General features: G+C 70.6%; 11 protein-coding genes. 9 read left to right on the plus strand and 2 right to left on the minus strand.

Annotation, left to right across the window (positions count from 1 at the left end):
- Position 1 precedes the first annotated feature (1 nt).
- The gene (locus IPN47_22520) at positions 2-2,479 is read right to left on the minus strand and encodes a TonB-dependent receptor (protein ID MBK9410770.1); all 2,478 of its coding nucleotides are present in this window, start codon (positions 2,477-2,479) and stop codon (positions 2-4) included.
- 237 nt (positions 2,480-2,716) lie between these two features.
- On the opposite strand from IPN47_22520, the gene IPN47_22525 reads away from it, so the two are divergent.
- The 8 genes from IPN47_22525 (at position 2,717) to IPN47_22560 (ending at position 11,098) form a co-directional block, all read left to right on the plus strand.
- Positions 2,717-3,034, plus strand: coding sequence for an antibiotic biosynthesis monooxygenase (locus IPN47_22525; protein ID MBK9410771.1), 318 nt, complete (start codon positions 2,717-2,719; stop codon positions 3,032-3,034).
- Between the two features lie 293 nt (positions 3,035-3,327).
- Positions 3,328-4,305 carry an ABC transporter permease gene (locus tag IPN47_22530; GenBank protein MBK9410772.1) on the plus strand — a complete coding sequence of 326 codons (978 nt, stop codon included), beginning with the start codon at positions 3,328-3,330 and terminating at the stop codon, positions 4,303-4,305.
- Positions 4,306-4,325: 20 nt separating this feature from the next.
- Positions 4,326-5,183 carry an amidohydrolase family protein gene (locus IPN47_22535; GenBank protein ID MBK9410773.1) on the plus strand — a complete coding sequence of 286 codons (858 nt, stop codon included), beginning with the start codon at positions 4,326-4,328 and terminating at the stop codon, positions 5,181-5,183.
- A complete protein-coding gene (locus IPN47_22540) occupies positions 5,180-5,971 on the plus strand; it encodes a glucose 1-dehydrogenase (GenBank protein ID MBK9410774.1) in 792 nt (263 codons plus the stop codon). Before IPN47_22535 ends, IPN47_22540 begins: the two co-directional genes overlap by 4 nt.
- A gap of 42 nt (positions 5,972-6,013) precedes the next feature.
- On the plus strand, positions 6,014-7,357 hold the full coding sequence (locus tag IPN47_22545) for an L-fuconate dehydratase (protein ID MBK9410775.1): 1,344 nt from the start codon (positions 6,014-6,016) through the stop codon (positions 7,355-7,357).
- Positions 7,354-8,508: an alcohol dehydrogenase catalytic domain-containing protein gene (locus IPN47_22550; protein ID MBK9410776.1), complete on the plus strand. Its 1,155-nt coding sequence runs from the start codon at positions 7,354-7,356 to the stop codon at positions 8,506-8,508. Before IPN47_22545 ends, IPN47_22550 begins: the two co-directional genes overlap by 4 nt.
- A 5-nt stretch (positions 8,509-8,513) precedes the next feature.
- Positions 8,514-9,557, plus strand: a complete 1,044-nt coding sequence (locus IPN47_22555) for a substrate-binding domain-containing protein (protein MBK9410777.1) — start codon at positions 8,514-8,516, stop codon at positions 9,555-9,557.
- 26 nt (positions 9,558-9,583) lie between these two features.
- Complete coding sequence (locus tag IPN47_22560; GenBank protein ID MBK9410778.1) at positions 9,584-11,098, plus strand: sugar ABC transporter ATP-binding protein; 1,515 nt, start codon at positions 9,584-9,586, stop codon at positions 11,096-11,098.
- A 1,228-nt stretch (positions 11,099-12,326) separates the two neighbouring features.
- Here IPN47_22560 and IPN47_22565 read toward each other — a convergent pair.
- A complete protein-coding gene (locus IPN47_22565; protein ID MBK9410779.1) occupies positions 12,327-13,994 on the minus strand; it encodes a serine hydrolase in 1,668 nt (555 codons plus the stop codon).
- Between the two features lie 254 nt (positions 13,995-14,248).
- Here IPN47_22565 and IPN47_22570 point away from each other — a divergent pair, with 254 nt between their 5' ends.
- Positions 14,249-15,235 carry an aldo/keto reductase gene (locus tag IPN47_22570; protein ID MBK9410780.1) on the plus strand — a complete coding sequence of 329 codons (987 nt, stop codon included), beginning with the start codon at positions 14,249-14,251 and terminating at the stop codon, positions 15,233-15,235.
- Positions 15,236-15,294 lie beyond the last annotated feature (59 nt).

The following is a 15,294-nucleotide window of genomic DNA, read 5'->3' on the forward strand; positions in this document are numbered from 1 at the left end:
GCTAGAAGTGGCGGGTGTAGGAGATGCTCGGCACGACGCCGAAGACCGACAGCTGCACCGCTTCCGAGGTGAGCGGGTTCTTCTCCGACTGCCGGAAGGAGATCGACTGCGCGTTGAAACGGTTGTAGGCGTTGAAGACCCCCAGCTGCAACTCCCCGCGCTTCGTCTTGCGGGTGAAGGCCAGGTCGAGGCGATGGTAGGCCGGGAGGCGCGCGGCGTTGCGCGGGCCGTACTCGGCGAGGATGAGGCCGTCGACTACGTAGCGCGACTCGGGGTAGGTCGCGGGGAGCCCGGTGGCGAAGGTGAAGGTCGCCCCTGCATTCCACTTGCGGCTGAGCGGGCGCATGGCGACGACCGAGAGGTCATGCGTCTTGTCGTATGGCGAGGCGTACCACTTGCCACCGTTGATCCCGGGGGCGCTGGTGCTCGACGAGGCGACGGCCCGCGAGCCGAAGCGTTGCTCGGCGCGGCTCAGCGTGTAGCTCACCCATCCCGTCGTGCGTCCCACCTGCCGGCGGGCGAAGAGTTCGAGGCCGTAGGCACGCCCCTCGCCCTGCAGCATGAGCGTCTCGAGCTTCTCGTTGAGGATGACGTCGGCGCCATCGACGAAGTCGACGACGTCGTGCGAGCGCTTGACGAACGCTTCGGCCGAGAGGTCCCACGCCTGACCCGGGGTGATACGCTGGACGCCGAACGCCACCTGGTCGGCGCGCTGTGGGCGGAGGTACGGCCCCGCCGGCTCCCAGACGTCGAGCGGCGTGGGCGAGTTGGTCTTGGAGGCGAGGTGCAGGTACTGCACCGTGCGGGCGTAGCTCGCCTTGACGCTCGTTCCCTCCGAGAGCGAGAAGCGCACCGAGGCGCGCGGCTCGATCGCACCGTACGCCTTGACCTTGTCGCCCGCGCCGTAGCGCGTGCTGTCGACCACCACGCCGGGCTCGTAGCGTCCGAGCAGCGAGTCGTAGACGACGGGAGCGTTGTTGGCGTACTGGAAGATCGTCGCCGTCCCGGTGCGCACGAAGCCGGAGAGGCGCGCGCCGTAGCGCAGCGCCCACCGCTCGCCGAACTCGCGCTCCTCACCCAGGTAGAGCGCCCCCGCGGTCGCGCTGCGCTCGGGGACCTGCTTGCGCGAGATGTTCGAGCTCCCCCGCGGGGAGACTTCGCCGGGATTGAAGCCGTGCAGCGTCCCCTGCAACCCGAACTCGAGGCGATGACCCGCGGACAGGTGCAACGACTCGTCCACCTTGAAGTCGAGGCTCTTCACCCGCGCGACCCACTGCGCGGAATCGCGCCCGATGGGGAACATTAGGCGATAGTCGTAGTCGCTGGCGGCGAGCGTGACCTTGGAGTAGAGGCGCTCGCGCACGATCTCGTTCCAGCGCAGCGTCCCCGACTTGTTCCCCCAGCCGGCGCTGAACATGTCGCCGGCGCCGAAGCGGTCGCGCCCGAGGAAGCCCGAGGCGACGAGCGTGCCGTGGTCGCCTAACGGCTTGGTCGCCTTGGCGTTGAGGTCGTAGAAGTAGGCGATGGAGTTCTTGATATCAGGGTCGCTCGACGCCTTCGCGAAGAGGTCGGCGTACGAACGGCGCGCGGCGATGAGCCACGACCCCTTCCCCTTGAGCGGCCCCTCGACCGCGAGGCGCGACGCCAGGAGCCCGATTGTCGCGCTCCCGGCGAAGTCGTTGGCGTTTCCCTCGCGCTGGCGCAGGTCCACCACCGAAGAGAGGCGCCCCCCGAAGCGCGGCGGGATTGCCCCCTTGTAGAGCGTCGCGTCGTCGACGGCGTCGGAGTTGAAGACCGAGAGGAAGCCCAGGATGTGGGCCGGATTGTAGATCGTGGCTTCGTCGAGGAGGATGAGGTTCTGGTCGGCCCCGCCGCCCCGCACATTGATGGCCGTCGTGAAGTCGCTCGACGACGACACGCCGGGGAGCAGGGTGAGGCTGCGGATCGGGTCCACTTCCCCGAGCGCCGCGGGCACCTGGCGCAGCGTCGTCACGTCCAGTCGCGCGATGCTCATGTCCAGCGACTTGGGATCGATGTCGGCCTGTTCGCTCGTCGCCGTCACCGCGACGGTGGCGAGCGTGACCTGCGAGCGTTGGAGGGCGATGTCGAGCGTCTGCGAAGCACGCAGGTCGATCGTCGTGTCGAACGGGGCGAAGCCGATCGCGCGCACCGCCAGCCGGTGTGTGCCCGCGGCGAGCGTGAGGAAGTACACCCCTTCTTCGTTGCTCTCGACCGACACCGTGCGATCGGCGACGACGCGCGCGTGCCGAACGACTTCCCGCGATTCGGCGCTGCGCAGCGTGCCGCTGATACGGAGCGGGGTGCCGGTTGCAGGCGTCGGACGGGGCGCTGCGGGTGCCTGTGCGCTGAGCGCGCGGGAAACGACGAGGGGTGCGGCGACAGCCAGCAGCGTCGGAAAGACGAGCGGGCTCTGCAGGATGTTGAGGAACGCACGTACTGTGCGGAACGGCAGCGACACGAGACGTGGAGTTGGGGGAGCGCGCAGCGTGACCCGTACATTGCAGGTGACGGCACTGTACGTGGCGTCACTCGTACCCCCGCCCGGACACGGACGATCCGCTCGACGGAAAGGGCTGGTCCACCTACGGGTCCTGGACACGGGAGGATTCTGCCCCGTGGCATGGGTCGTCCGCGGTCTTGGGTCCTAGATTCCGGCCCGTGCGCTCCACCCCACGTCGCTCTCACCGACCCGGTCATGCTCATCGTCCATGTCTTCGTCCACGTCCTTCCCGGTAGCGTCGACCCCTTCGTGGCGGCCTCGCTCGAGAACGCGCGCCACAGCGTTCAGGAGCCGGGGGTCGTCCGGTTCGACCTCATTCAGCAGGAGGATGATCCCGCGCGCTTCGTCCTGGTCGAGATCTATCGCGATCCCGACGCCCCGGCGCAGCACAAGGCGACCGCGCACTACGCGGCATGGCGCGATGCGGTCGAGCCCATGATGGCCGAGCCGCGGCGCAGCACGAAGTACCGGGAGATCGCCCCCGGGCCCGAGGGGTGGGAGTACCCGCGCTGACGCTCCGCTCGGCGCCGCCCACCGCGCAGTGGCTCCCGTCGGGCCGCGTCGCGCGGACGGGACGGGACGGGACGCGCGCTCGGCGAGCATCATCCAGGGGAATCGGGTCCTGCTGACCGACAGGGAATTGGCGGAAGCGCTGGCCGAGGCGATATGATCGTGCGCGCGTAGCCGGCGCGAGAGTCGAGGCCGGCTGCGTCACCGTCCACTGGCCCTCCCGAGTCCCACCTCAGTTGTCCCAGTTGTCTCTCGACACGTCTTCTCCCGCGCCGCGTGGTGACGCCGAACCAGCTGTGCGCGCCTCGGCCCGCGGGCTCGTCGCGCGACTCTCCCCGGTGCTGGGGCTGGTCGCCGTCGTCCTGATCTTCGCCGTGCTGGCGGACGAGCCAGGGCGCTTCCTCTCGGCGTTCAACCTGCGGGTGGTCCTCTCGCAGACGGTCATCACGGCGCTTGGGGCGATCGGGATGACGATGATCGTGGTGGGCGGCGGCATCGACCTGTCGGTGGGCGCGGCGATCGCGCTCACGGGGGTGCTAGCGGCACTCGGGTTGCGCGACGGGTGGTCACCGTCGCTGGCGGTGGCGGCGGCGGTTGCGGCTGGCGGCTTCATCGGATTGGTGAACGGGGCGGTGATCACGACGCTTCGCGTGGTGCCGTTCATCGTCACGCTGGGGATGCTGGGCACCGCGCGCGGAACGGCGAAGTGGCTGGCGAACGAGCAGACGGTCAACGTCCCGCCGTCGTGGGTGAACGACCTCGTGGTGACGATGCCCAAGCCCGCGTGGCTCATCCTCCCGATCGGTGTGTGGGTGGTGATCGTGCTGGCGATCCTTGCCGCCCTGATGTTGCGCTACACCGTGTTTGGGCGGCGCATCTTCGCCCTGGGCTCCAACGAAGCGGCGGCCCGAGCCTGTGGCATCGACACGACGCGTCTCAAGCTGGCGATGTACAGCGTGGCCGGGTGCCTGTTTGGTCTCACGGGGGTGATGCAGGTCTCCCGCCTGCGACAGGGCGATCCCACGGTGGCCAACGGCGTGGAGCTGGACATCATCGCCGCGGTGGTGATCGGCGGCGGGAGCCTCAACGGTGGTGAAGGGAGCATCGCCGGCTCGCTCATCGGCGCGCTGATCATGGCCTTCCTGCGCAACGGCTGTCAGCAGATGGGATGGCCCAACTACATCCAGGAGATCATCATCGGGGTGATCATCGTGCTCGCGGTGGCGCTCGACCGGGCGCGACTGGCGTGGGCCGAGCGGAGTGCGGCGACGTGATGTCGGCGCGCGTGCCGCGAGTGGATGCCCACGTTCACCTGTGGGACCCCGCGCTCTTTGCGTATCCGTGGCTCGACGGGATTCCTGCGCTGCAGCGCCCGTTCGCGATGCACGACTATCCCGGCCTAGGTCGGGACGACGCGCGCTCGGTGGATGCCGTGGTGGTGGTGGAAGCGAACGTCGTTGCGGGGGCGGGAAGCGTCGAGGCGTCGTGGCTGGAGCAGGTCGCGCGCCATGATAGTCGACTCGCGGGGATCGTGGCGTTCGTCGACGTGCCTGACCCCATCGCCTGCGAGTGGGCCGTCAGGAACCTCAAGCGCTACCGTCACGTCGTGGGGGTGCGCCACAACATCCAGGGGCATCCGCCCGGCTACGCCACGCACGCGGCGTTCGTGAACGGGGTGCGCATGTTGGCGGTGTCCGACTTCCCATTCGATCTGTGCATCACCGCGTCGCAACTCGCCGAGGTGACGACGCTCGTCAAGCGCTGCCCCGAGATTCGTTTCATCCTCGATCACTGTGGCAAGCCGGACATCGCCCGCGGTTCGTTCGATGAATGGCGCCACCGGATCGATGCACTCGCCGAATTCGACACCGTCTGCTGCAAGCTCTCCGGGCTCTTCACCGAGGCCGGTCCTGGGCGATGCGACGCCGACACACTGCGTCCATACGTGAAGCACGTGGTCGAGGCCTTCGGTCCGCGGCGCGTGATGTACGGCTCCGACTGGCCCGTGTGCACCCTCGCCGGGAGCGCCGAGGACTGGCACACCATCGTCAGCGACATCGTCGGCGGGCTCTGCTCGCGCCACGAACGCGACGAGATCTTCGGGGGGACCGCGGTTCGCGCCTATCGACTTTCCATCAATACGCCGGCATGACAGCCACCGAGCCTTCGTCCATTCACGACCTCAGCGGGCGCGTCGCCGTCGTCACGGGCGGTGCGTCGGGGATCGGGCAGGCCATCGCCCGCCTCTTCGCGCGCCGCGGCGCCCGCGTGGCCATCCTCGACCTCGCCGACGCGAGCGAAACAACGGATGGCATCCGAGCCGACCACGCGCACGCGTTGCACCTGACGTGCGACGTGACCAATCAGCACGCGGTCGACGCCGCCTTTCGCGAGGTGGCCGAGCGCCTGGGGCCGGTCGACATCCTGGTCAACAGCGCGGGCGTCGCGCACGTGGGAAACATCGAACAGACATCCGAGGCCGATCTCGATCGCGTGTACGCGGTCAACGTGAAGGGGGTCTACAACTGCCTGCGCGCCGGAGTCGCGGCGATGAAGGGGCGTGGCGGGGCGATCCTCAACATCGCCTCCGTAGCATCCACCGTCGGGATCGCCGACCGCTTCGCCTACTCGATGAGCAAGGGGGCGGTGCTGACGATGACGTACTCGGTGGCCCGCGACTACGTGCACGAGAAGATTCGCTGCAACTGCGTGGCGCCGGGGCGCGTGCACACGCCGTTCGTCGATGGCTTCCTCGCCAAGTCGTACCCCGGGCGCGAGGCGGAGATGTTCGAGGCGCTCTCGCGCACGCAGCCGATCGGGCGAATGGGGAGACCGGAAGAGATCGCCGAACTGGCGCTCTTCCTCTGCTCCGACTCGGCCGCGTTCATCACCGGGAGCAACTTCCCGATCGACGGCGGCTTCGTGTCGCTCAAGATGTGAGGGTGCGATGCATGTCTCCTGCCTAACGGGCGCGCGCTGACGATGCCTGCACGCACCATCACCCGCGTCGATGTGTATGACATCCGGTTCCCCACCTCCCAGGGACTGGACGGCTCAGACGCGATGAACCCCGACCCCGACTACTCGGCGGCGTACGCCATCCTCCAGACCGACGCCGGCGACGCGATCGAGGGGCACGGACTCACCTTCACCATCGGTCGCGGCAACGAACTGTGCGTGGCCGCGGTCGAGGCGCTGGCGCCGCTGGTGCGTGGCATGTCGCTGCAGGACATCACCGCCGACATGGGGGCGTTCTGGCGGCGGATCACCGGCGACTCGCAGCTGCGCTGGGTGGGGCCGGAGAAGGGGGTGATCCACCTGGCGACGGCGGCGTTGGTGAATGCCGTCTGGGACCTATGGGCCAAGGTCGAAGGGAAGCCGCTGTGGAAGCTCCTCGCCGACCTGTCGCCCGAGGAGGTCGTGCGGTGCATCGACTTCCGCTACATCACCGACGCCCTCACGCCAGACGAAGCGCTGGAGATCCTGCGGCGCCACCACGCCACGCGCGGCGAGCGCGAGGCGGAACTCGCGCGCGAGGGCTATCCGGCCTACACGACCTCTGCCGGATGGTTGGGCTATCCCGACGAGAAGATCCGCCAGCTCTGCCGCGACGGCATCGCCGAAGGATGGTCGCACTTCAAGATCAAGGTCGGGCGTGACCTGGCCGACGACGTGCGACGCTCGGCGATCATCCGCGAGGTCATCGGCCCCGAGCGCAAGCTGATGATGGACGCCAACCAGGTATGGGACGTCGGCGAGGCGATCGCATCGATGAAGGTACTGGCGCAGTTCGATCCGTGGTGGATCGAGGAGCCCACGTCACCGGACGACGTGCTGGGTCATGCGGCGATTGCCCGCGCGGTCGCACCCATTGGCGTGGCGACGGGCGAGCACTGCCAGAATCGCGTCGTCTTCAAGCAACTCATGCAGGCGGAGGCGATTCGGTTCTGCCAGGTCGACGCGTGCCGCCTGGGCGGCGTGAACGAGGTGCTGGCGGTGTTGCTCCTGGCGGCCAAGTTCGGGATTCCGGTCTGCCCCCACGCCGGCGGCGTGGGGCTGTGCGAGTACGTGCAACACCTCGCGATCTTCGACTACCTGTGCGTGAGCGCTTCGCTCGACGATCGCATCGTCGAGTATGTCGATCACCTGCACGAGCACTTCGTCGACCCGGTGGTGATGCGCCACGGACGCTACCTCCCGCCGACCGCACCGGGGTACAGCATCACGATGAAGGCGGCGAGCCTGGCCGAGCACGCCTATCCCGATGGCGGCGTGTGGCGAGAACGCGCGCGGGCGTCAGGCGCCCGCGCAGGGGGTGCGTCATGAACAACGCCACGATGAAGGCGGCGGTGCTCATCGACGTGAATCGTTTCGAGGTGCGCGACGTGCCGCGCATCCCTCCCGCGCCGCACGAAGTGCTGGTACGCGTGCAGGCGGTGGGGCTCTGCGGGACGGACATTCACATCGTCGCGGGGCACGCCAACTACAATGCCGACGAGCACGGGCGCCCGCGCCCGCTGACGGAGGCCCCGCAGATCCTCGGACACGAGATCGCCGGCGTCGTGGCGGAGTGTGGGAGCGCGGTGCGTGACCTGGCGCCGGGCGACCGGGTGGTCGTGGATCAGGGGCGTTGCTGCGTGAGCGAGGGGCGCGATCCGCGCTGTGAGTACTGCCTCACCGGCGACTCGCACCAGTGCGAGTCGTACCGCGAGCACGGGATCACCGGGCTCCCCGGCGGGTTTGCCGAGTACGTGACGGTTCCGGCGGTCAATGCGGTGCGTATGCGCGGGGCGATCGCTCCCGATCTCGCCGCGCTCGCCGAACCGCTGGGGTGCGTGCTGCACGCGACCGATTGCGTCGCGCGCGCGACGTCTCGTTATGCGATCGGCGCGGCGGGCGATCGCGCGGTGCGCACGATCCTCGTGTGCGGCGGCGGACCGGCAGGGCTGCTCTTCGTACAGTACCTCCGCCGCGTGGCCGGCTTCGACGGACGGCTGATCGTGAGCGAACCGAGTGCCGTGCGCCGCGCGCTCGCCGAACGGTTCGGCGCCGAGACGATCGATCCCGTCGCCGCCGACCTCGAGGAGGAGGTGCGCGCGCGTACGGGGGGGCGCCGGGCGGAGCTGCTGATCGAAGCGTCGGGCGCCGGCGGGATATTCGCCCTCATCCCTGGGCTCGTGCGCAAGCAGTCGACGATCCTGCTCTACGGACACGGCCACGCGGGGGATGATCTCAGTGTGCTCAACCAGGTGCAATTCATGGAGCCGACGCTCGTCTCGCCGGTGGGTGCGTCTGGCGGGCATGCCGCCGATGGGCGTCCCCTGACGTACGTGCGGGCGTTGCAGCTGCTGGAGGACGGCGTGATCGACGTTGCGCCGATCGTGACTCACCGATATTCGTCGCTGGAGGCGCTGCCAGCGGTGTTCGCCGGCGCCTACCGGCACCCAGACTTCGTGAAGGGAGTTCTCACGTTATGAGCCACATGCCGTTCCGTCACGCCGGGCGTTTCGCGCTCGCCGCACGAGTGCTCCTCGCCGCCGTTTCCCTGGCCGCGTGCGGTGGCGGTGGAGGCGGGGGCGAACAGTCGGCGGTCACGGGCACCACCAAGCGGCTGACGATCGCCGTGATCCCGAAAGGGACGACGCACGAGTTCTGGAAGGCGATTCATGCGGGGGCCGAGCAGGCGGGGCAGGAACTGGCCGCCGCCGGGGACACCGTCACGCTCATCTGGAAGGGGCCGCTCCGCGAGGACGATCGCGACCAGCAGGTGCAAGTCGTGGAAGGGTTCACCTCGCAGCACGTCGACGGGATGGTCCTGGCCTCGCTCGACGTGCGCGCGCTGTCGCGTCCGGTCGAGGAAGCGCAGGCGGCCGGCGTTCCGACCGTCATCATCGACTCCGGGCTCGAGAGCGACGCGATCGTGAGCTACGTCGCGACCGACAACACGAAAGGGGGCGAACTCGCCGCCGACCGACTCGGCGAACTGCTGGGCGGCAAGGGCAAGGTGCTCGTCCTGCGCCTCCAGGAAGGCTCGGCGAGTACCACGGCGCGTGAGGATGGATTCCTGGCGCAGCTGGCGGCGAAGTACCCCGGGATCACCGTGGTGTCGTCCAATCAGTACGCGGGGGCGACGCGCGAGACGGCCAAGCAGGCATCGGAGAACCTGCTCAATCGCTTTGGAGGCGACCTGCAGGGGATCTTCACCGCCAACGAATCGTCGACGGTCGGGATGCTGCTCGCCCTGCAGGACATCGGCAAGGCGGGGAAGATCCGCTTCGTCGGCTTCGACGCGACGCAGGTCCTCATCGATGCCATGAAGGCGGGGCAGCTCGACGGGATCGCCGTGCAGAACCCGATGCGCATGGGCTACCTGGGCGTGAAGACGATGGTCGCGCACCTAAGGCAGCAGCCGTTCGAGAAGAAGATCGACACCGGGGTCACGATGGTGACGCCTGAGACGCTCGACCGGCCCGAGGTGCAGGACATCATCCACCCACCGATCGACAAGTACCTCAAGGGGAGCTGAGCGAGCGCGTGCACGCCGCGTCGACGATGGCCGACCGGGGGCGAACTGGCGACGGATTGCGCGTGACGGGAATCGTCAGGCGCTTCGGGGCCACGCTCGCGCTCGACGGCGTCGATGTGCAGGTGCGCCCGGGCGAGGTGCACGCGCTGATTGGAGAGAACGGGGCCGGAAAGAGCACGTTGATGGGGGTGCTGGCGGGGGCGCTTCGTGCCGACGCCGGGACGCTCACGCTCGACGGGGCGCCGTACGCGCCCGCGAACCCGCTCGATGCACGGCGCAGCGGGGTGGCGCTCATTCACCAGGAGCTGTCGCTCTGCCCGCATCTCACGGTGGCGGAGAACATCCTGTTAGGCGGCGAATCGTCGCGCTGGGGATGGATCGACGCTCGCGCCTCGCGTGCGCGCGCGCGTGCCCTGCTCGAGGAACTCCCGCACCCCGAGATCCACCCCGATCGCCCCCTGCGCGAGCTGAGCCTCCCGGCGCGCCAGATCGTCGAGATCTGCCGGGCGTTGGCGGCCGATGCGCGTGTCCTCCTCATGGACGAGCCCACCAGTTCGTTGCAGGGCGGCGACGTCGAGCATCTCTTCGCACTCATTCGACGGCTCAAGGCGCGCGGGGTGGCCATTCTCTACATCTCGCACTTCCTCGAGGAGGTGCGGCGCATCGCCGACCGGTACACCGTGCTTCGCGACGGACGCAGCGTGGCCACCGGCGCGATCGTCGATACCGACAACGACGCGCTCGTCGCGGCGATGGTGGGGCGCACCGCGCGCGGGCTCTACCCGGTGCGCGCCGGAACTGCCGCGGGCGAGGTCGCGCTCGCGGTGAACGGCCTCGCCTCGCCGCCCAAGCTGCACGAGGCGACCTTCACCCTGCGACGCGGCGAGATACTCGGCATCGCGGGCTTGTTAGGCTCCGGGCGCACGGAGTTGCTGCGCACACTGTATGGCCTCGATCGTGCCGCGCGCGGGACCATCGACGTCGACGGGCGCGCCATCACGGGGGCGACGACCGCCGCGCGTGTGCGTGCTGGTGTCGGGTACGTGAGCGAGGACCGGAAGGGCGAAGGGCTGTCCGTCACGCGGTCGATCGCCGACAACGTCTGTGCCACGCGGCCCGAGCGGCGCGTGGAGGCGCTTGGCATCCTCGACCTGCCGCGCATGGCGGAGCGCAGCCGCCACTGGATGCGCGAACTGCACGTGCGGGCGCGATCGCCATGGCAGCGGGTGACCGCGCTCTCGGGCGGCAACCAGCAGAAGGTGGCGATCGCTCGCTTGCTGCACGGCGAGGCCCGCGTCCTGTTGCTCGACGAACCGACGCGCGGGATCGACATCGGGGCCAAGGCCGAGGTCTACGACGTGATCGCGCGGCAGGCGGCCGCAGGGTGTGCGGTGTTGCTCGTCAGTTCCGACCTGCCGGAGCTGTTTGGCATGTGCGACCGCTTGGCGGTGATGTGCCGCGGCCGGTTGAGCGAGGCGCGCCCCGTCGGCGCGTGGACGGCAGAGTCGGTGCTCGCGACGGCGATTGGCGACTCGACGTGAGCCGGCGGTCGAACGGCGCCGTTTCATTCCCCATCGAACGGAGACTTCCATGATCGCGCGACTCCTGCGAACCCCCACGTGTGCGCTGGCGGCGTGTCTCCTCCCCGCTTCGGCGCTGTTGTCGCAGCCAGGGTACACGGGGTGGGCGCCGCGGCGGGGGGCGGGGGGGGCGGGGGGGGGTGCCGCCGCCCGCCCCCCGGGCGCGGCCCCCCCCCCCCCCCCCCCCCCGCGGGCCACGCCCCGGGGGGGGCGCGCCCGGGCGGCGGGGGCGGGGGAGAAGACCACCCCGACCCAGCGCCGGGACCGCCGCCCGCGGGGGGGCCGCCACGGGGGGCGAAAGCGCCCGCCAAGCGGACGCCCACGCCGCCCGCCCCCCACCCCCCCCCGGGCGGGGCGGCCCGGCCGGAGGGGGGGGGGGCCAAAGGCCCCCCCCCCGCAGCCGGCCGGCCCCACCCCCGCACCCCCCCCGGCCCCGCGGGGCCCCGCCGGGGGGCCCCGGAGGGGGGAGCGCCCCCCGCACACCCCCCCCCAGGAGAGGACCGCGCACGGACAGCAGCCCAAGGGGCCCCGCCCCCGGGAGGGGGCGTGGGCGGGAGCGGGACACGCCGGAAGAGGGACAGCCGCGCCCCGACGGGCCCCCCCGCCAGACGGCCCGGCAGCAGCCGGCGGCGCCCCCCCCCGCGCCCACCGGGAAACGCCCACCGCGGGCCCGGCCCGGCCGGGGACCCGAGGACCCCCGGGGCCCACCCCGGCCGGAACAGCGCCGGCGAGAGGACGGCCCCCCCCCGGCGACCCCCGGGACGGGGGAGGGGACGGGGGGGGCCGCCGGCGCCCCGCCCACCCGCACGCGCCCGCGCGAGCGCACGCGCGGGCCCCCGCCCCCCGCGGGCGCGCGGCCCGAGCCCGCCCCACCCCCCCCCCCCCCCGGGCCCCACGCCCCAGGGCGCGAGCCGGCCGGGGGCGGGGCACGGGGGGGGGGGCCGGGGGGGGGGGCCGGGGGAGACCGGGGGGGGGCCCGGGGCGGGCCCCGCGGCCCGCCCCGCGGGGCGCCCACGGGGGGGGGGGGGCAGACCCCCCGCCAGCCCCGCCGGGCGGCCCCCCCCGCGCACGCGGGCCAGCCGGCCCCCCCCCCCGCGCGGGGGGCGGGGGCCGGCGGGGCGCCGGGGGGGGCCCTCGCGGCCCGGCGCCCCGGCCCCTTCGACGGGGCCGGCGGGGCGTCCCCGTGGCGTCACCCCTCCCGATCAAACCGGACGTTCCTCGCGCGCCCGGCGAACGCCCGCAGCCCGGTCACCTTCCCCCCCGCGTCGCGCACGAAGCGCAGCGTCGCCCCGCCGACACGGAAACCATCCGCGTAGAACGGGATGAGCGCCAACTCGTCGTCCGTCGAGATACGGGCCCGCAGGTTCGCGCCGTCCAGGCGGATCACGATCCGCGAATCGAGTTCCGGTGAGCGGAACGTGCCGGCATAGTCGCCTAACGGTATCGAGGCAGCCGCCGGGGGCGGCGACGCGACCATCTCGGTGAGGTCGCCATCGGGGGACTCGATGCGGAGCGCGGTGGCCTTGGCACCGGCCGGTGTGAAGGTCAGCTTCATCCCGGTTCCGGCGATGTAGCGTCCGGGCGCGCCGTCGCTCCGGAGAGAGTCGGCCGAGGGGCCGATGACGCGTGCATACTCGCCGACGCTGCTGATGGAAAGCCAGTCGTCGGTGCGCGGATCACGGTACGGCCCGACGATCAGCCCGCGTTCGGCCGCGGCAATCGGCGCCGGGGCCCCGCGCGCCGGCGCGGTCCGCGGTACCACCAGGGCCGCCACCTGCCGCCCCAGCTGCACGGCGTTGGCCGGTGCGGCGTTGCACCAGACGGCGACCGATGCCTTGGCCTCGGGATAGCGCGCCAGGAAGGTGCGATAGCCCGCGGTGGAGCCGGAGTGTGACACCTCGCGCACCCCCGCGGTCCACGGACTGACCTGCAGGCCCAGCGCGTAGGTGAGCGCGCGCCCGTCGTTCAGCGTCATCCGCGTCTCGAGGAGGCGCGTCAGTTCGGGCTTGCCCAGCAGTCCGTCGGTGAGCGCGTCGTTCCACTTGAGGAGGTCGTCGAGCGACGACAGCAACCCGCCGTTGCCGTGCACCATGGTGAACGGCATGTCCTGCACCCACGCCCCGCGCTCGAAGGCGTACGCCGTGGCACGCCCCGGGACAACTCGGCGATAATCATCGCGCCACTGCGTGTGTCGCATGCCTAACGGCTTGAACAGGCGCTCCTCGGAGAACCTGGCGAAGGGCATCCCGCTCACGCGTGCGACGATATGCGTCGCCAGCACGTAGCCGGTGTTGCTGTACAGGTACTCGCTGCCGGGAGCGAAGTTGAGCTCGCGCTGCCGCTTCACCAGGTCGAGGATCAGCGCGTTGGTATGCACCTCCTCGCCAGGGCCGCGCCCCATGAGGACGAGCAGCGCCCATTGGTCGCGCAGCCCGCTGGTCATGGTCAGGATGTTGCGGATGGTGATCGGGCGCCCGAAGTCAGGGAGCTCGGGGAGGTACTTCCGGATGTCGTCGTCGAGCGAGAGCTTCCCCTCCAGCTGCAACAACGCCACCGCCGCGGCGGTGAACTGCTTGGCCACCGATCCCGATTCGGAGATCGACTCGCCGGTGAGCGGGACCCGGTACTCCAGATTGGCCATCCCGTACCCCCGCTTGAAGACCGCCGCCCCGTTTCGCCCGACGCCCACGATGCACCCCGGGGTGGTCGAATCGAAGCGCGCGAAGAGCTGGTCGATGCGACGGACCGTCGAGTCGGGGAGCGACTGCGCGGTCGCGGCGATAGGGGCCAGCGTCGCCAGTGAAGCGACGACGGCGATGCAGGTGGCAACGAGCGAGGGAGTGGGGCGCGGGCGCATGGCGGGCGATGGCGCGAGGGTGGTGGGGCGGGCGAGACGTGGCAAACTGCACGGCGATCCCTACGTTCGCTTCCGATCCGACGATTCGTCAGTGGTACCTCCGACGCCGTGCACTTCGTGACGGCGACCGGTCCCGCCGGGGCAGCGCGGGACTGTTCCCATGCGTAGTATTTCGCGCCGACATGCTGCTTCCCGCCGGACGTCTACGGCACGCCGTCGGCACGCACACCAGACGCACACCTCGGAGACCTGAGATGCTCAACCGTCGCGCGTGGTTCCGATCGGCCGCGGGAAGCGGCGCAGCGCTCGCCCTCGCCCCTCGCCTGCTGCAGGCGCTGGAGCCGTTGCTGTCCCCGCTGCAGGGGACGCTCCTCAAGAAGGCGATTCCGGCGACCGGAGAACTGCTCCCCGTCATCGGGCTCGGGAGTTCGGCCACCTTTGCCAGCGTGGCCCGGAGCGAAGAGGTCAGCGCGCTCAAGGAGGTCTTTCGTGCGATGGTCGATCGCGGCGCGACGCTCTTTGATACGGCGCCGAGCTACGGCGCCTCTGAACAGGTGGCCGGCCAGATCGTGAACGAGTTGGGGATCGCCGACAAGATGTTCTGGGCGACGAAGCTCAACGCCGCCGGACGTGGCGCGGGGGCAACGACCGACCCGGCGGCAGCGCGCGCCCAGGTCGAGCGCTCCTTCGAACTGCTCAAGCGCCCGAAGATCGACCTGATCCAGGTCCACAACATGTCCGACGTCCCCACGCACCTGGGCATCCTCAAGGACTACAAGAAGCAGGGGCGCGTGCGCTACATCGGCGTGACGACGACCTTCGAGCCACAGTACCCGGGGCTCATCGAGGTGATGCGCAACGAGCCGCTCGACTTCATCGGCATCGACTACGCGGCCGACAACCGGCAGGTGGAGGAGGTCATCCTCCCGCTGGCGCAGGAGCGCAAGATCGCCGTGCTCGCCTATGCGCCGTTCGGCCGCACCTCGCTCTTCCGTCGCATCGGCGACCGACCGCTCCCCGACTGGGCCGCCGGTTTCGACGCCACCACGTGGGCCCAGCTCCTGCTCAAGTTCGTCATCTCGCACCCGGCGATCACCGCGGTGACGCCGGCCACGAGCCAGGCCCGGCACATGCTCGACAACATCGGCGGCGGCGTGGGTCGCCTCCCCGATGCCGCAACACGGCAGCGCATCATCGAGTTTGTCGATGCACTTCCGCCGGCACCGCCGCGCGGCCGTTAGGCACCACGCGGCGGGCCGGCACCGCCGCGCGGTGGGTCGGCCCCCCTCCCGCCGTATCG

The sequence above is a fragment of the Gemmatimonadota bacterium genome (assembly GCA_016719105.1).
In the GTDB taxonomy this organism is placed as follows: domain Bacteria; phylum Gemmatimonadota; class Gemmatimonadetes; order Gemmatimonadales; family Gemmatimonadaceae; genus SCN-70-22.